Raw genomic sequence first — 16,899 nt, forward strand, 5'->3', positions numbered from 1 at the left:
GTAACATCATATCCTGATTTATTTATATCAGCCGTATTCTTAGAAAAGCTACCTAACACTATACTATCTTTAGCTGTTGCTTTTGCTCCATTTCCTATTGCTATTGCATTTTCTGCTGCTGTTTCTGTTCCTGCCTTATGCCCTATTGCTATTGAATCTTTCCCTTTTGCCCCTTTATTAGAATAATTTTCTTCCTCTATTCTCTTTTTTTCTGCTTCTGTTAATACTTTATCAACGTTAGACAAGTCTTTTTCTCTTGCTTCCTCTAAATCTTTTATATATTTATCTATATCAAATTTATTATTAGTTTTATACTTATTATCACTAACAGAACTTAGTCCATTAATAGAAGTAGCTTTATTCATTACATCTTTTTTCTCTAATTCTGATAATTTAGTTTTTAACTCATTAATGCTAGCATCATTTATTGTTTCTCCATTTTCTTTTCTTGCATCTATTGTCAACATTTGTGCTTTTAATTTAACATAATTTTTATAATCTATTTCTTTTCTTACTATATCTTTTAAATCATTTTCTGCATTTACAGAAAAATATCTAACCTTGTCATCTAATTCTTCTGTTGCTCCATCTAATCTATCTTCTAATGTTTTAAGTTGGGCTACATTTACTGCATCCGAATCTCTATATCCACTAGCTACATTTATTATTCTTCTTTCATACCCCTTTTTACCTACTGAGATTACTCCTACTTTAGCAGAACTTGGTATTGAATATGATCCTCTTGCAGTGTATCCTGGCTTATTTAAATCTGCTTGTGTGTAATCTGTTGCAGATAAGTATCCTAAAGCTACTGAGTTATCTAATGTTGCATTTGTTTTATTTCCTAATGCTAATACTGATTTCCCATTGTGTCCATCTACTAATTTATTATTTTCTTTTAAATTATCTACAATAGCATCATTACCTATTATGATAGAATCTCCTGCATCTTTACCTCCCCATAGACGTGAGTTTATTCCTAGTATTACTGAATTTGGAGCATAAGCTACTGATCCATGTCCATATACCATAGAGTTTTTTCCATCAATGTCTACTCCAGCTCCATTTCCAAATGTTATTGAACCTTCTGCTAGAGCTCTTGATGCTATACCTATAGCTATTGAATTCTTATCTTTAGTATATGAATAAGATCCTATAGATATAGAATTTTCTTTAAGTGAAAATGACCCTCTTCCCAATGCTATAGCATTGTCTCCAAAGGCTCCTGATTTACTTCCTATAACTATTGCATTTTTTCCACTACTTTTAGCTATGTCTTTTACTCCGTTTTTTTCTTCTGTTTTTATTCTTAGTGCATTTGTTTCTTTACCTTGATCCTTGGCATTGTTTAATCCTTGTTCTATACCATCTATGTAAGTTTTGTAATATGAGAAATAATCTCCACTGTTTAAGTAATCTCCTTTTTTCCCATCCTTTACATAAGATTGTGGTTCATGTTCTCCAAGTCCTAGAATAGTTTTAGCTACTCCATTTAAATCAAATCCATACAAGCCTCTTTTATCCTCTTTATTACTTACTTCTCCATAATTATCTAAGTCTCCAAATAATCTAAGTTCAGCAGATCTTTGATTTCCACCTAACATTACTTTACTATCATAATCATAGTCAACATTAGAATAAACATCTGTTCCTATTGCTATAGAGTTTTGTCCTCCTGAAATGGCTGAAAATCCGTATGCTGCTCCACCTTCTGATAAAACTAGTGTCTTATTACCTGAAGCTATAGCATTTGGAGAAAATACATTAGTCTCTCTTCCTATTGCTATTGCCCCTTCTCCTTCTGCTCTTGTTAGTGTTCCTACTGCTGTTGAACCTTTCTTTAAAGCATATGCAAGAGTTCCTAAAGCTGTTGCTCCATCAGCATAAGCTATGGACCTAGAACCTATGGCTATTGATCCATGTCCTTGGGCTAGTGTTGGTGAGTATTTATGTTTTTTATCATCAGTTTTTCCTTGTCCATTGCTTACATAACCATACACTTCTCCTTTTTTATCTATTTTCTCATAAAGTTTTTTAAAATATTCCTTATAATCATGATCTGTAACTGGTTGAGTATATGAAGATACATCATCATTACCTATAGCTATAGAAGATCTTCCTATAGCATAAGTATTATTTCCTACAGATGTTGCTTGTCCAGTAGAAAAAACAGAGTTCCCTATAGAAACTCCTTGCCCACCATTTTCCTCTACACCATTATTAGTATTAAAGTGATCTTTATATACATATGCATGAGAACCAAGAACTACAGAATTTTGCAAATCTGACTTTGTATTAGCTCCTATTACTACACTTTGTTTATTTTCTGATTGTGCATTAAATCCTATTACTACATTTTCTGAACCTTTACCGTATGTTCTTCCTCCAGCTCCTATTATTACTGAATTCTCAGTTTTATATGAATCTTCATATTTTGCTAGTATTGTATTATTCTTCTGATTATCTGAACCATGATAAGTATTACTACCTCCACCATCTGATCCAGCTGCACCTGTATTATCATTTATTGCTAACCAAGATCCATAAGATATTGTAGATAATCCTGTAAATCCAAGCATAATATACATTATAACTACTTTTTCATCTATACTAACTTTACCTTTTAAAAAAGTCTTTAAAAACCTTTTTAACTCCTGTATTTTACTCATATTTTTTATTCATTCCTTTTTAATTTATTCCTCTACCCTTAAATACTTATTAAAATAATCTACATCTATCTTTTCTTCTGTTAAACTCTCTAAAAAGATTTCTGATAAATCTTTTCCAGTTAAACTAACTTTTAAAATTTTCACATTATTTAGTTTTTCTACCTTTTTATTAATATTTTTAATTTCATATGTTATATAATCTCTATTTTTCATATATCTATCATCAATTTTAAAGTTAAATAAATATATGTATATGTTATCGACTTTTTTAGAAACATCTTCTATATATTTTTCTAAATAATCTACATCTGGAAAGTATAAGTGTAGTTCTTTTATTTTCTTTTCTTCATATTTAGGTATTTGCCTTAATATCTCATCTGCTGATATTACATTTGCTAAAATATCAAAGTTCCTCTTCTTTGAATATAGCTCTTTCATTCCTGTTATTACACTTAATCTCTGATTTATTATTAAATTATAATAATCTGTATTTCGTGAAAATATTAAGTTTCCTAGTATAAAGATTAAAAAATAAATGAATTTATATCTATCAACTATTTTTTTCAAATCGTAACTTTATAGTATTATTAATAATTAATTCTACTATATTCCTCCTTTTATTTAATATTTTCTTTAATTATACCCCCCCCCCATATATTTTGTCAATCTTTTGTTTTGTCTACGAATAGTTTATAATAACTAAAATATTCTAAATATAAAGTATATAGTGTAAAATAAAGTTTTATTTTAAAATCAAATTTTTTTAAGTTTATATAAATAATTTTCATAATGCTAAATAAAAAATCCTCTTGACGAGGATTTACATCAAATATTTATTCGTAATTTTTCTATAAATAAACACAAATAAAAATATAATTCCTATAACTACTGCTATCATACCTGCTATAGAAATATCTAAGTATATGGCTATATAATAACCTATCACAGAAGCAATTATATCTATGATTACACTAATAAATATCATACTTTTTATATCTTTAGAAATTAAATATGCGCTAATTGGTGGACCTATCATAAACGATATTAATAACATAGCTCCAACAGATTCAAATGCTATAACTGCAGTTGTAGATACTAATGTCATTAAAATATAATGTATTAAACTAGGAAAAAGTCCTAGTGAAAACGCTAATGCCTTATCAAATATCGATATTTTTAATTCCTTAAAGAATATTGTTACAAAAGATATATTTATTAGACATATAATAAGACCATAAACTATAGATTTTGAAATAGTTATGCCAAATATATGCATATTATAAAATGGTACAAAGGCTATTTCACCTAATAATACAGCATCTATATCTAAATGTACATTTGCAGTATATTTAGATATTAAAATTACAGCTACTGAAAATAGGAAAGATAATACTACACCTATGGCAGCATCTTCTTTTACTAACTTTGAGCTAGTAATTAATTCTACTAGATAAACTGTAACTAATCCCACTAAGGTTGCCCCTAATACAAGTAATGGCGAATCTAAACTCTTTACAATAAAAAACGAAAGTACTATACCAAGTAATATTGTATGACTAATGGCATCTGTCAACATACTCATATTCTTAAGTACTAAAAATACTCCTAATATAGAGCAAGAAATAGCTGTTAATACAGCAACAGTAAGTATTATTAAACTTGAACTCATCTTGCCCACTTCCTTTTTATTTCTCTTTCAAATTTCTTCCTTTTAATATATCTATATATTAGTCCTCTTTTATTAGAAAAAAGCATACTAAATATTACAAATATAGATAATGTTACCACTATAACTGGACCTGTAGGTAATGAAGTATTTAAACTAGAACTTAAACTTCCAACAAATCCAGAAATTGCTCCAAACACAGATGATAAAATAACTACAATATTTAATTTATTACTCCATTGTCTTGCTGCAACTACAGGAGATATCATCATAGCTGTCATTAATACAACTCCTGCTATTTGAAGTCCAATAATTACATTAATTACTATCATCACAGAAACTAATAATCTATATCTATCACTATTAATTCCTATAGTTTTTGCATATTCTTTATCAAAAATACTTATTTTAATTTCTTTCCAAAAAAATATTACCAATGCTAATAATATTAATCCTACAACAGTTATTAAATATATATCTTTTAATATTAATGTAGAAGCCTGACCAAATATGAAATTACTTAATCCTGCTTTTTTAGCACCATGAACTCTTTTTAAATATGTTAATAATACAAGCCCCAATCCAAAAAAAGTAGAAAGTATTAGAGCTATTGCACTATCAAATTTAACCTTAGAATTAGTTCCTATATAATGTATAAGTAAAACACAAATAAGTCCCATTATCAAAGCACCAATTAAAAGTATAAATAATTCTCTTTTACCTGTTAACAAAAACGCAATACAAATACCTGCAAGAGAAGAATGTGCAACTCCATCTCCTAATAAACTTTCTTTTTTTAAAACAGCGAATGTCCCTATAATAGCGCTAATCATTCCAAGTAAACTACATCCTATAGCAACTATCTTAAATGTATAACTATTTAATAATAAATCAAACATTTCTACTATATGTTCTTTCTATATTTTCTTTAGTATAAACATCTTTTACTTTACCACTAGTTACTATACTTTTATTTATAAATGTAACGCTATCAAAGTATTCTTCTACTGTTTGTAAATCATGATGCACCACTATTACAGTTTTTCCTTGGTTTTTTAATTCTTTTAATATTTTTATTATTGATTTTTCTGTAATAGCATCAACACCTTGAAAAGGTTCATCCATCAAATATATTTCTGCATCTTGAACTAAAGCTCTTGCAAGAAACGCTCTTTGTTGTTGCCCACCAGAAAGTTCCGATATTTGTCTATCTTTAAATTCTATCATTTCAACTTGTTTTATTGCATTGTCAACTTTTTCTTTTTCTTCTTTTGATATTTTTTTCAAAAATCCAACTCTTCCATAACATCCCATCATTACTACATCAAAAAGAGTAGTAGGGAAATCCCAATCTACGCTTCCTCTTTGTGGAACATATGCTATTTTCTTCTTTTCTTGTCTATATTCTTTACCATTAATTTTTACTGTTCCCACTACTGGTTTAATAAACTCTAGTATGGTTTTAATCAGCGTTGATTTTCCTGCACCATTTGGACCTACTAGGGCCATTAAATCTCCTTTTTCTATTTCAAGATTAACATTTTCAAGTACAGGTTCTAAATCATAAGTAACTACTAAATCCTTAATTTCTATAACCTTCATATTATCTAATCCTTATTTTAAAGCGTTTGCTATAGTATCAGCATTGAATTTTAAAGTTTTAATATATGTGTCAGTATTATGTTCTGCATCACCCATAGAATCTGAGTATAATTCTCCACCTATTTTTACTTCAAATCCTTTTGCTCTAACTGCTTCTTGAAGTGATTCTATACTCTTATGGTTTACTGAACTTTCAACAAATATTGCTTTTATTTTATTAGCTACTATGAAATCAGCTAATTCGTTAATTTCTTTTGTTCCTATTTCTGAATCAGTTGAAACACCTTGTATAGCTTTAACTTCTAATCCAAATTGACTTGCAAAGTATCCAAATGCATCATGAGCTGTAATTAACACTCTTGAGTTTTCAGGTATTTCATTTATTTTATCTTGTACATATTTAGTTGCTTTATCTAATTCTTTTAAATATGATGCTAAGTTGTTTATATAAAATTCCTTGTTAGCTGGATCAAGCTCTGATAATTTATTAGCAACTGCTTTTGCCTGAATTGCCCAAAATTCTGTATTAAACCATACGTGAGGATCATATACTCCTTTTTCTTCTTCAACTAATTTTGAAGGATCAAGTTGAGCTCCTAAATCTAATACAGCTTTATCTTTTAAGTTTTCAAATATTTCAACCATTTTACCTTCTAAATGTAACCCACCATAAACAACCAAGTCCGCATTTTCTAATTTTTCAATATCTCCTGCAGTTGCAACGTATAAGTGTGGATCTTCACCTTCACCCATTAATCCAGTTACTTTAACTTTATCTTTACCTATTTCTTCTAATAAATTTACGTAGTAATTTAAAGTTGTTGTTACTTTAATTTCTCCTTCATCTGCTTTTGAATTTTCTGTAGATTTACTACCACATGAAAATGCAAATACTGTTAGCACTAATGCTAATAAAAACTTTTTTAACGTCTTCATTTTCATCCCTCTTTCTTAATTTTTAAATCAAACTAATATTACAACATTTTAAATATTTTGTCAATCAAATTATTATCCCTGAAAATTGCAATTTACCTATATTTTTACTAGCTATAATTTTAATTTGATATTTATTAATTTATATATAATCAAAGTATTAATTGTCAAAAAGTAATATTTTTCAAACTCCACTCTTTATTTCCTCAAAAAAACATTTTTATATATTTGAACTTATATATTTTTAAGGTATACTTTAATATATACTATTTTAGGAGTTGATAACTATGTCTATAAAATTATGTGATGAAAATGTATTTTTTGAAAATTTAGAAATTTCAAATAAGAATGAATTATTTGAGTTCATAGTAGAAAATCTAGTTAAACTAGAAAGAATTGAAAATCCTGGAAGAATTTTACAGAAATTTCATAAAAAAGAAAGTGAAGTAACTACCTTCCTTGGTTCTAAATTTGCAATTCCTCATTTAAAAAGTACAAAAGTATTAGAAAATACAATAGTATTTATACGTTTAAAAAATGCTTTAATTTGGAATGAAGCAGAAGATAAAGTTAAATATATTTGTGCTGTACTTATTAAACCTAGACATGATGATTTATACATAGATATTTTAATGACTTTAGCAAGAAATATTATCGACTCTGAAAAAGTACATATATTAAAACATTGTGAAAATAAGGAAAAAGTGTTAAAATTACTAAATCAAATTTATTAACATTAGACATTAATCAATAATTTTGATATAATGATTATGAAAGTGAGGTTGATAATTTTGAAAAAATCTATAGGAAATATAAACGAAAATTTAGTTGCAACTGCTATTTTAATTATATCATTATCTCCATTCCTAGGTCTTATATTTAGTGTTGGTGGATTAATTTTAGAAAAAGAAAATGAATTTGTAAGAGATTACGCAAAACAAGGTATGATATTCTCGTTCTTTTCTTTTGTGGTTACTCTATTTAAAGATACTAACCTAGCTTCTTCAATTTCAGTTTTATCATTTTTAATAATATTGATACTAGTATTAGTTACATCAATACATGCTTATAAAGGGGAAAGTTTTAAATTTGATTTCATGAAAAAAATATTTGAATATATAAAACTATAGGAGACTTGTTTAAGTCTCCTATTTATTTTCTGATTCTTTTATTCTATTTTCTACATGTTCTATTTTCTTTAATAATTCTTCATCTCTTGAATCTATATTATATGCAGCCCTAAATTCTTTTAAAGCTCTTCTATGTCTTCCCATATGCTCATATTTTCTTCCAAAATCTATATGTGCTCCATACATATCAAAATCTAGAAATATTGCAAGCTCATAACAATCTAGTGCTTCCATAAGCATCCCTTTTCTTGAATATACATTACCTAAAAGAAACAATAAAAACGGCTCTTTTTCACTTAAATAAAGAGCATTCTTTAATCTTTCTTCAGCTTCATTTAAATTTGAATTTTCATAATATAGATAACCTAGATAACCTTCAACTTCATGATCATTTGGAAGATATTTTGATAACTCTTCATATAACTTGATCGCCTTATCATTTTCTGAATACGCATGATATATACCTGCAAGTTTTTTTAATGAATCTATATCCTTTGGGTTTTCAGTAATTTTTGATTTTAATTCTGTTTTAAAATCATCTATATTCCCGTTATATCTAAATTCTCTAAAAACTAATGTCGATAACATAAATATCTTTCCTTTCAATAATTCTTTTTACATATATATACTATCATATTTACTGACAAAAATCAATTAACTTAATAGACCTTTAACCATAAAAAATAAATAAAAAAACTTAGAAAGTATAATACCTTCTAAGTCATATTTATATCTATTCTTTACAACCAAAACAATCACAATCATGTTCCATTATATCACATTTAATTTTTGTTTTTATATAATGGTTTATCATATCCTGACTCGGTACTCCTTCTGTGATTAAAAAATATGTTTTTTCCCATACACTCCCATCTTTTAATATAGTATTAACATATTCAAACTCTTTTTTTATCAATCTTGAAGTCGCACTCTTATATGCATTAATAAATTTAGAAATTTCACTTTTAGGATGTGCTTTAAATTTAATATGAAAATGATCTTCTTCATAACTATAATCATATAGTTCTATTAAATAGTTTTTTGAAATTTCTCTAAATTTATTTATTGCATACTTTGTAATATCTTCATTAAATATTTTACTTCTACTTTTAGTAACTAATACTAATTGATAATACAAAGCAAAAACAGAATGATTATTTCCGTATATTTCCATTTTAATTTTCCTTTACTAAAAGCGTATTTAAAAGATTCTCATTATCAAATGCATAACTTCCACCCACTGCAACTGAATGAAGTGGTGAATCTGGAACATGTACTTTTACTGTAACTTCATTTTCTATTAACTTATCTAAATTAGAAATTAAAGCTCCTCCACCAGTTAATACTATACCATTATCTAATATATCTGATGCAAGTTCTGGTGGACATTTTCCTAATACATCTTTTGCTGCTGATATTAAAACAGCTAATGAGTCTTTTATCGCTTCACAAACTTGATTAGATGTAATAACAAGTTCTTTAGGTCTCTTATTACTCATATCTAATCCTTTGATTTTTAATTTTTTATTTTCTTCTTCAGGAACAAATATAGCAGTAGATAATTCTTTTTTGATTTTCTCTGCAGTTCTGTCTCCAATATTTAAATATAGTTTTTCTTTAACATATTTTACTATATCTTCATCTAATTTATTACCAGCTATCCTTATTGATTTAGAAACTATGATTTCATCTAGAGATAATATTGCTATGTCAGTAGATCCTCCACCTATATCTATAACCATATTACCACTAGGATTTGAAATATTAACCCCTGCCCCCATTACAGCAGCTCTTCCTTCTTCTATTAAAAATATTCTTTTAACATCATCTAAGGCATCAAAAAGAGTACGTATTTCTACTTTAGTAACCTCTATTGGAACACAAATTATTACTTCGGGTCTAAATGGTGAGATACCATATACCTTTCTCATAAATTCTGAAAGCATTTTTCTTGTTGAATCTATATCAGATATAACTCCATCTCTAAGTGGTTTAATTACTTCTAAGCTTTTGGGATTTTTACCTAGCATTTCTTTTGCTTCTTTCCCTACAGCAATAATTTCACCTGTTTTTTTATCTTTAACTATAACAGAAGGTTCGTTTAAAACAATTTTTTTTGCATGTTTATCATAAAAAAGAACATTTGATGTACCTAAATCTATAGATATTTGTTTCTTTATTCTAAAGAAATTAATTAATGAGTCAAATATCATATCTAAATACTTAGCAATTCTTTTTCTTTTTTAGTTAGCAATTCATCTATATGTTTAATACATTCATCTGTTAATTTTTGAATTTTCTCTTCTATGTGTTTTAAATCATCTTCTGTAATTTCAGAATCCTTTTCCATTTTTCTAACTTTATTATTATAGTCTTTTCTTATATTTCTAGCTGCAACTTTACCTTCTTCTGCTTCTTTTTTTACAACCTTTACATATTCTTTTCTTCTATCTTCTGTTAATTCAGGTACTACAAGTCTAATAATTCTACCATCATTTGAGGGAGTAAATCCAATATTTGCAGCAAGTATTGCTTTTTCTATAACTGATATTAATGATTTATCCCAAGGATCTATAACTAATAATCTTGGTTCTGGGGCAGTAACTGATCCAACCTGATTTAACGGAGACATTTGACCATAATAATCAACTAAAACTCCATCAACCATAGAAACATTTGCACGCCCTGCTCTAACATGAGAAAAACGAACTTTTGTACTTTCCAACGTTTTTTCCATTTTTTCTTCAACTTCTAATAATAGTTCTTCCACCATATTGTTTTCCTTCCATTTTTTATTTACAACGATATTATATCACATAATTAATCATTTTTTACTATAGTTCCTATTTTTTCTCCTTTTGCAAGCTTTAACATGTTTCCATCTTTTAAAGCATTAAACACTATTATAGGCATATTATTTTCTCTACATAATGACAAAGCAGTTGCATCCATTACTTTTAAATCTTTACTTAATGCTTCTTTAAAGGTAATTTCTTCATATCTAATGGCATCTGTATATTTAACAGGATCTTTATCATAAATCCCATCAACTTTTGTACCTTTAGCTAAAACATCAGCTTCAATTTCTATAGCCCTTAGAGCTCCACCTGAATCTGTAGTAAAGTATGGATTACCTGTTCCACCTGCAAATATTACTACTCTTCCTTTTTCTAAATGTCTAATAGCCCTTCTTCTTATAAACGGTTCTGCAACTTGAGGCATATTTATAGCCGTTAAAACTCTTGTAGATACTCCACCAATTTTTTCTATAGCATTTTGCAGTGCTAAACCATTCATTACTGTTGCAAGCATTCCCATGGTATCTCCAGTTGATCTATCCATACCAACTTCTTCACCAAATTTACCTCTAAAGATATTTCCTCCCCCAATTACTATTGCAAGTTCTACACCTTCATCATGTATTTCTTTAATTTGTTTAGCAAAGCTATGTAAAATATCATCAGAAAAACCAAAATCCTTATCTCCAGCTAAAGCTTCACCACTTAGTTTTAATAATATCCTTTTATGTTTTAACATAAAATTTTACCTCCGTTTGATAAAAAAGAGTTTAATTACTTAAACTCTCCCTTATGTTTTATTATTTTGTACTTGCTATTTGTGCTGCAACTTCAGCTGCGAAATCAGTTTCAACTTTTTCAATTCCTTCTCCAACTTTGTATCTTGCAAATCCTGCAATTGATGAAGGAGCTATGAATTCTTTAATTGACACTTTATCATCTCTTACATATTTTTGTTCTAATAGACAGTTTTCTTCATAGAATTTTCTCATTTTACCTTCTAATATTTTTTCAACTATAGCTTCTGGTTTTCCTTCTTCTAATAATTGAACTCTTGCTATTTCTCTTTCTCTTTCTAAATCTGAAGCTGTAACTTGCTCTCTACTTAAGTAAGCTGGATCCATAGCTGCAATGTGCATTGCTACACCTTTTGCTTTTTCATGATTTTCTGGAGTGTTTTCTCCATCAACTTCAACTAAAACTCCTATTTTTCCACCTAAGTGAATATAGTTTACTACAAATCCTTTTGCTTCAACTAAAACTAATCTTCTAATATTTAAGTTTTCTCCAATTTTTGCAATTAATTCTGTTAATTGATTATCAATTGTCATTCCATCAACTTCAACTGCTTTTAATTCTTCAACTGTTGCTGTTTTGTTTTTTAATGCAAGTTCTACTAATTTAACTCCAAAGTTTTTAAAATCATCATTTTTAGCAACGAAGTCTGTTTCTGAGTTAAATTCAATTATAACACCTAAGTTATCTAATTCTCCACCAAATACTAGTCCTTCTGCTGCAACTCTACCTGATTTTTTAGCTGCTTTAGCTATTCCTTTTTCTCTTAACCAATCTATTGATTTTTCTATGTCTCCACCATTAGCTTCTAATGCTTTTTTACAATCAAGCATTCCAGCTCCTGTTCTTTCTCTTAATACTTTTATATCTGCTGCACTTGCCATAATGCTTCCTCCTATTTAACTTATTATTCTTCTATTTCTTCTTTTTCAACTACGAAATCTTCTTCTAAAATTTCTGCTGTTTCAAGTTCTGCCGGAGTGTATTCATTTTCTTGTCCACCGTTAGCTTCAATAACTGCTTGAGAAATTACTTTTGAAAATAATTTAATTGATCTAATTGCATCATCATTTGCAGGTATTCTATAAGTTACTAAATCTGGATCTACATTTGAATCTATTAAAGCTATAACAGGTATTCCAAGTTTAGCTGCTTCTTCTAAAGCTAAGAATTCTTTTTTAATATCTACAACAAATAAAGCTGCCGGTAAAGTATTCATTTCTTTAATTCCACCAACATTTTTTTGTAATTTTTCCATTTCTTTTCTTAAAATAGCTGCTTCTTTTTTAGTATAAGCTTCATCTAAGATTCCGTCTGCTTCCATTTCTTCTAATTCTTTTAATTTTTTAACTCTTTTTTTGATAGTTTCTAAGTTAGTTAATAACCCACCTAACCATCTTTGGTTAACGTAGAATCCTCCACATCTTTCTGCTTCTTCTTTCATAGCTTCTTGAGCTTGTTTTTTAGTTCCAACAAATAGTACTTTTCCACCTTCACTTGCTATTTCTCTTACAAATTCATAAGCTTTCTCTGTTGATACTAAAGTTTGTTGTAAATCTAAAATGTGTAACCCATTTCTTTCTGCATAAATATATGGTTTCATTTTAGGATTCCATCTTTTAGCTTGGTGTCCAAAATGTGCACCTACTTCTAATAATTCTTTCATTGAAATTACTGACATTTCATTTTCCTCCTTGATTTTTGGTTTTTTCATCCACTCTTGTCCATTTGCAAACCCAAATATTATTGGCACCATACAAATGAAAAAAACAGAGTGTGTTTGTCCTTTGTCATTATATCACTATTAATTTATAGTGTCAAGCTATAGCCTCTATTTAAGAATGCCTAAATTTTTAAATTTAGACATTCTGATTTTCTTGAAATTTTTCTAAAATTTGAATTAATGATTGATCTATTAATATAGATAAATTTCTTACTAAATATTTAGCTTCTTCTTCCATTCCATCATTTAACCATTCATAAGCTACTGAAGCAAAAGCAACTTTATAGTAATTTAATAAGAAATTCTTATCTTTATCTGAAACATTGTACTTTAACAAAGTCTCAGCAAATAGTATTTCAAAAAGTCTTTTGCTCATAATTTCAAATGCTTCTCTTAATAGTCCACATGATTCAGATTGATTAATATTAACCAACACATCTTTTCTTTCTAACATTGATCTAAAGAATAAAAGGTATGCATCTTCAAAATTATTAAATTTTCTTTTGATTTTCAATATTTCTTGCATTTCTACTTCAAAATAGTATCTAAGTAATTCTGTCATATTTTTGAAATAATAGTAAAAAATTTGTCTAGTAACTCCGCTTTCTTCTGTTAATTCTTTTACCGTTATTTTATAATAAGGCTTTATTTTAAGTACCTTAGCAAAAGCTATTCTAATTAAATCCTTAGCTTTTATCCTTTTTTTCATTATTTCTTTCTCCTTCTAGTTCTATTAATTTTTTTCAGAATTTATTCTTCTTATTGTTTTTTCTTTTCCTATTATTGAAATTATAGAATATAGATCAGGACCTTTAGATTTACCAGTTAAAGAAGCTCTAATAGGCATTAACACTTTACCTATACCCTCATTTAATTCTTCTGGTAATTTATGAAGTATATCTTTAATTACTTCTTCATCTAACTGTTCACCTAAAGAATTTAGTTTACTTAAAAATAATTCTATTGATTTTTTACCTTCTTCTGAAGATAGTGCCTCATGTACTCTTTCTATAGCTTTTCTGTCTTTTTTATTCATATCCTCAGTAATTTTTGGTAAGATAATTTCATCTACAAAGAAAACATCTAAGTTCTTAGCTAATTCTTTTAATGTATGTGATCCCTCTCTTGTAATCTCTACCATTCTTTCTAATTTTTCTCTACTAAATTTAGAAATATCATAACCCTCTTTTTCAATAAAAGGTATAGCTAAATCTGTTAATTCAGATATAGGTTTTAATTTCATATGTTGATTATTAACCCAAGCTAATTTAACTAAATCAAAAACAGGTCCTCCTAAAGATATTCTATCAAAACTAAAGTTTTCTATCATTTCATCAAGTGTGAATATTTCCTTTTCTCCACCTAAGCTCCATCCCATTAAAGCAAGAAAATTTAATATTCCTTCTTTTAAATATCCCTCTTCCTTGTAATAATTTAATGAAACAGGATTTTTCCTCTTAGAAATTTTAGTTTTATCAGAATTTCTTAATAAAGGCATATGAAACCATTTTGGTTCGTCCCATCCAAACGCTTTATATAGTTGTATATGTTTAGGTGTTGAAGCTATCCATTCTTCAGCACGTATTACATGTGTTACACCCATTAAGTGATCATCAACTATATTAGCTAAATGATATGTTGGATAGCCATCTGATTTTAACAATATTTGATCATCTATTTTATCATTATCAAAGAAAATCTTACCTCTTAACCCATCTTCAACGATTGTTTGACCATCAAGTGGCATTTTCAACCTTATTACGTAAGGTAATCCCTTAGTTAAATTTTCTTCTACCTGTTCCTTAGTTAAATTTCTTGATCTTCTATCATACATAGGTGGAAGTCCCATAGCTTTTTGTCTTTCTCTCATTATTTCTAATTCTTCTGGTGTTTCAAATGAATAATATGCTTCTCCTTTTTCTACTAAAGAAACTGCATACTCTTTATATATATCAAATCTTTCAGATTGTCTATATGGACCAAAAGGACCACCTAAATCTGGACCTTCTGTATAATTAAGCCCCAACCATTTCATAGCATCAAATATTTGTTGTTCTGAATCAGAAGAAAATCTTGTTCTATCAGTATCTTCTATTCTTAGTATAAAATCTCCTGAATTATGATGTGCAAAAGCATAATTAAATAATCCTATATATGCAGTACCCACATGTGGATCTCCCGTTGGAGAAGGTGCTATTCTAACTCTAACTCTTTTTCCCATTATTCAACCTTTCATATCTCATATTTTTTTAAATATATCACTTTTATCTATATTTGTCTAGTTTTTTATATATTATTTAGAAAATAAATTATAAACATTTTAATTAGCTGATGAAAGTTCTCAAATTAAAAAAAGACAGTAATATTAATACTGTCTAAAATGTATCCCCCGACTCTATTCCAAGAATTCCTTTATTATGTATATTGAAAAAATCTTTATTATAATAAAGGGCTAAATTATATTTATCATTTACTTTAATTCCCAATGAAGCCTTAGTTTTAGATGTAAATGAACCCCTATCAATCAAAGGTACAGAATTTATTGAACTATAATTCACATTCAAATTAACTACAAGTCCTACTCCACTTTCTAAACCTATATATATTTTAAGTTTTTCCTTCCAAAATTAAACTTGGAACTATTTCTAAAACAACACTTAATTTAACTGTTATAACACCTAAAGTGAAAATTGATCCAAATATGATATCAAATTTAGAATTAATTTCAGATTCCCATTCAGTTAAAATTTTAACTGAATCTGAAAAAAATCATGAATTTCAATAGAACTACTAGAAATCCTATTATTTTTTTTATTTCAAAAATATTTTTACCTAAAAAAACTTCAATTCTATACATTAATCCTGTTACATTAGCAGAAAACATTATAATTCCTAATAAAAATATAATTGATAATAACAATTTTTCTTAAGACAAAGTCTTTGTTGTCATTGTTGTTTCCATTATTAGTAGAGTTGTTTGATAAATTAAACTCTGCTCCTATCCATGGATTTACTATTAATCTCCCATTTACATAACTTAATCTTGTTGATAGTCTTGGTTTTATTGTTAGTTCATGTTTTACTTTGTTTAGTTCATCTTTAGTTGATAGTTTGTTTTCTACTAAAGGTTTTATCTTATCTTTTGCTTTTCTTAAACTATCTTGTTTTGACACTTCATATTTTTCTGCATACTTATGTATATTTTCTTTATATCCTGAGGCATCTTTTATATAATCTACATATACTCCATATACTTTTTTATTTAATCCATTTAAGTTATATTCATTTTCTAATGATAATATTACTTCTACATTATCTCTTGCCTTAAATGTACTCTTTCCTCCAAAATCTAAACTTAGGGCTTGATAGGTTCCTTCATTATCAACTGTAATATTTTTAGCATCACCTTTCTTGAACACTGCGTCTAAGCCATAGAAGTGTATCAGTTGAAAAGCCAATAACATATGAGAAAGCAAATGGAGGCTCAGGAAGTGCATCAGGAGCAGTTGGTGGCAAGGGTGGAGCATCTAATGAAATGCAAATAAAAGGATTATGGAAACAAGATGATGTAACTAATAAACTA

General features: G+C 27.8%; 18 protein-coding genes and 1 pseudogene. 2 read left to right on the forward strand and 17 right to left on the reverse strand.

The window, feature by feature from the left end:
* The 6 genes and pseudogenes from BUE91_RS02855 to BUE91_RS02880 all read right to left on the reverse strand — a co-directional run.
* Positions 1 to 2,669, reverse strand: a pseudogene (locus tag BUE91_RS02855) (adhesin); the annotation flags it as partial.
* Between the two features lie 24 nt (positions 2,670 to 2,693).
* The gene (locus tag BUE91_RS02860; RefSeq protein ID WP_073507895.1) at positions 2,694 to 3,236 is read right to left on the reverse strand and encodes a hypothetical protein; all 543 of its coding nucleotides are present in this window, start codon (positions 3,234 to 3,236) and stop codon (positions 2,694 to 2,696) included.
* 253 nt (positions 3,237 to 3,489) lie between these two features.
* Entirely contained in the window at positions 3,490 to 4,338 is an 849-nt protein-coding gene (locus BUE91_RS02865; RefSeq protein WP_066901614.1) for a metal ABC transporter permease, read from the reverse strand.
* On the reverse strand, positions 4,335 to 5,234 hold the full coding sequence (locus BUE91_RS02870; RefSeq protein WP_143605281.1) for a metal ABC transporter permease: 900 nt from the start codon (positions 5,232 to 5,234) through the stop codon (positions 4,335 to 4,337). The genes BUE91_RS02865 and BUE91_RS02870 overlap by 4 nt, the downstream gene beginning before the upstream one ends.
* Positions 5,227 to 5,937: a metal ABC transporter ATP-binding protein gene (locus BUE91_RS02875; RefSeq protein WP_066901618.1), complete on the reverse strand. Its 711-nt coding sequence runs from the start codon at positions 5,935 to 5,937 to the stop codon at positions 5,227 to 5,229. The genes BUE91_RS02870 and BUE91_RS02875 overlap by 8 nt, the downstream gene beginning before the upstream one ends.
* Positions 5,938 to 5,949: 12 nt before the next feature.
* Complete coding sequence (locus BUE91_RS02880; protein ID WP_073507897.1) at positions 5,950 to 6,873, reverse strand: metal ABC transporter solute-binding protein, Zn/Mn family; 924 nt, start codon at positions 6,871 to 6,873, stop codon at positions 5,950 to 5,952.
* A 284-nt stretch (positions 6,874 to 7,157) separates the two neighbouring features.
* Between BUE91_RS02880 and BUE91_RS02885 the strand changes: the two genes are divergently transcribed.
* Together BUE91_RS02885 and BUE91_RS02890 are read left to right on the forward strand one after the other, a co-directional pair.
* Positions 7,158 to 7,604: a PTS sugar transporter subunit IIA gene (locus BUE91_RS02885; RefSeq protein ID WP_073507898.1), complete on the forward strand. Its 447-nt coding sequence runs from the start codon at positions 7,158 to 7,160 to the stop codon at positions 7,602 to 7,604.
* A gap of 57 nt (positions 7,605 to 7,661) precedes the next feature.
* Positions 7,662 to 8,000: a magnetosome magnetite crystal formation protein family gene (locus BUE91_RS02890; protein ID WP_066901624.1), complete on the forward strand. Its 339-nt coding sequence runs from the start codon at positions 7,662 to 7,664 to the stop codon at positions 7,998 to 8,000.
* Positions 8,001 to 8,018: 18 nt separating this feature from the next.
* Here BUE91_RS02890 and BUE91_RS02895 read toward each other — a convergent pair whose 3' ends face one another.
* The 11 genes from BUE91_RS02895 to BUE91_RS02945 form a co-directional block, all read right to left on the reverse strand.
* On the reverse strand, positions 8,019 to 8,588 hold the full coding sequence (locus tag BUE91_RS02895; protein WP_073507899.1) for a tetratricopeptide repeat protein: 570 nt from the start codon (positions 8,586 to 8,588) through the stop codon (positions 8,019 to 8,021).
* A gap of 145 nt (positions 8,589 to 8,733) precedes the next feature.
* Positions 8,734 to 9,174, reverse strand: a complete 441-nt coding sequence (gene tnpA / locus BUE91_RS02900; RefSeq protein WP_066901628.1) for an IS200/IS605 family transposase — start codon at positions 9,172 to 9,174, stop codon at positions 8,734 to 8,736.
* A 1-nt stretch (position 9,175) separates the two neighbouring features.
* On the reverse strand, positions 9,176 to 10,213 hold the full coding sequence (gene mreB, locus BUE91_RS02905; protein WP_066901630.1) for a rod shape-determining protein: 1,038 nt from the start codon (positions 10,211 to 10,213) through the stop codon (positions 9,176 to 9,178).
* 2 nt (positions 10,214 to 10,215) lie between these two features.
* Positions 10,216 to 10,773, reverse strand: a complete 558-nt coding sequence (gene frr / locus BUE91_RS02910; RefSeq protein WP_066901632.1) for a ribosome recycling factor — start codon at positions 10,771 to 10,773, stop codon at positions 10,216 to 10,218.
* Between the two features lie 47 nt (positions 10,774 to 10,820).
* Positions 10,821 to 11,537 (reverse strand): UMP kinase, encoded by a 717-nt coding sequence (gene pyrH, locus BUE91_RS02915; RefSeq protein WP_066901634.1) that lies wholly within the window; start codon positions 11,535 to 11,537, stop codon positions 10,821 to 10,823.
* 61 nt (positions 11,538 to 11,598) lie between these two features.
* Positions 11,599 to 12,477, reverse strand: a complete 879-nt coding sequence (tsf, locus tag BUE91_RS02920; protein ID WP_066901636.1) for a translation elongation factor Ts — start codon at positions 12,475 to 12,477, stop codon at positions 11,599 to 11,601.
* A gap of 23 nt (positions 12,478 to 12,500) precedes the next feature.
* Positions 12,501 to 13,274 (reverse strand): 30S ribosomal protein S2, encoded by a 774-nt coding sequence (gene rpsB / locus BUE91_RS02925; protein ID WP_066901637.1) that lies wholly within the window; start codon positions 13,272 to 13,274, stop codon positions 12,501 to 12,503.
* A gap of 178 nt (positions 13,275 to 13,452) precedes the next feature.
* Positions 13,453 to 14,025: a TetR/AcrR family transcriptional regulator gene (locus BUE91_RS02930; RefSeq protein WP_066901639.1), complete on the reverse strand. Its 573-nt coding sequence runs from the start codon at positions 14,023 to 14,025 to the stop codon at positions 13,453 to 13,455.
* A gap of 24 nt (positions 14,026 to 14,049) precedes the next feature.
* The gene (gene gltX / locus BUE91_RS02935) at positions 14,050 to 15,537 is read right to left on the reverse strand and encodes a glutamate--tRNA ligase (RefSeq protein ID WP_073507900.1); all 1,488 of its coding nucleotides are present in this window, start codon (positions 15,535 to 15,537) and stop codon (positions 14,050 to 14,052) included.
* 154 nt (positions 15,538 to 15,691) lie between these two features.
* Positions 15,692 to 15,874, reverse strand: coding sequence for a hypothetical protein (locus BUE91_RS02940; protein WP_073507901.1), 183 nt, complete (start codon positions 15,872 to 15,874; stop codon positions 15,692 to 15,694).
* Between the two features lie 312 nt (positions 15,875 to 16,186).
* Entirely contained in the window at positions 16,187 to 16,735 is a 549-nt protein-coding gene (locus tag BUE91_RS02945) for a hypothetical protein (protein WP_244889880.1), read from the reverse strand.
* Between the last annotated feature and the right edge of the window lie 164 nt (positions 16,736 to 16,899).

It is taken from the genome of Streptobacillus notomytis, from assembly GCF_001902585.1.
GTDB classification, from domain to species: Bacteria; Fusobacteriota; Fusobacteriia; order Fusobacteriales; family Leptotrichiaceae; genus Streptobacillus; species Streptobacillus notomytis.

Coding starts and splice junctions, on each gene's coding strand:
- BUE91_RS02870 (WP_143605281.1), bottom strand. CDS start 5,234: ATGTTTGATTTATTATTAAATAGTTATACATTTAAGATAGTTGCTATA.
- frr (WP_066901632.1), bottom strand. CDS start 10,773: ATGGTGGAAGAACTATTATTAGAAGTTGAAGAAAAAATGGAAAAAACG.
- mreB (WP_066901630.1), bottom strand. CDS start 10,213: ATGATATTTGACTCATTAATTAATTTCTTTAGAATAAAGAAACAAATA.
- BUE91_RS02880 (WP_073507897.1), bottom strand. CDS start 6,873: ATGAAGACGTTAAAAAAGTTTTTATTAGCATTAGTGCTAACAGTATTT.
- tnpA (WP_066901628.1), bottom strand. CDS start 9,174: ATGGAAATATACGGAAATAATCATTCTGTTTTTGCTTTGTATTATCAA.
- BUE91_RS02885 (WP_073507898.1), top strand. CDS start 7,158: ATGTCTATAAAATTATGTGATGAAAATGTATTTTTTGAAAATTTAGAA.
- BUE91_RS02930 (WP_066901639.1), bottom strand. CDS start 14,025: ATGAAAAAAAGGATAAAAGCTAAGGATTTAATTAGAATAGCTTTTGCT.
- BUE91_RS02865 (WP_066901614.1), bottom strand. CDS start 4,338: ATGAGTTCAAGTTTAATAATACTTACTGTTGCTGTATTAACAGCTATT.
- BUE91_RS02895 (WP_073507899.1), bottom strand. CDS start 8,588: ATGTTATCGACATTAGTTTTTAGAGAATTTAGATATAACGGGAATATA.
- pyrH (WP_066901634.1), bottom strand. CDS start 11,537: ATGTTAAAACATAAAAGGATATTATTAAAACTAAGTGGTGAAGCTTTA.
- tsf (WP_066901636.1), bottom strand. CDS start 12,477: ATGGCAAGTGCAGCAGATATAAAAGTATTAAGAGAAAGAACAGGAGCT.
- gltX (WP_073507900.1), bottom strand. CDS start 15,537: ATGGGAAAAAGAGTTAGAGTTAGAATAGCACCTTCTCCAACGGGAGAT.
- BUE91_RS02875 (WP_066901618.1), bottom strand. CDS start 5,937: ATGAAGGTTATAGAAATTAAGGATTTAGTAGTTACTTATGATTTAGAA.
- rpsB (WP_066901637.1), bottom strand. CDS start 13,274: ATGTCAGTAATTTCAATGAAAGAATTATTAGAAGTAGGTGCACATTTT.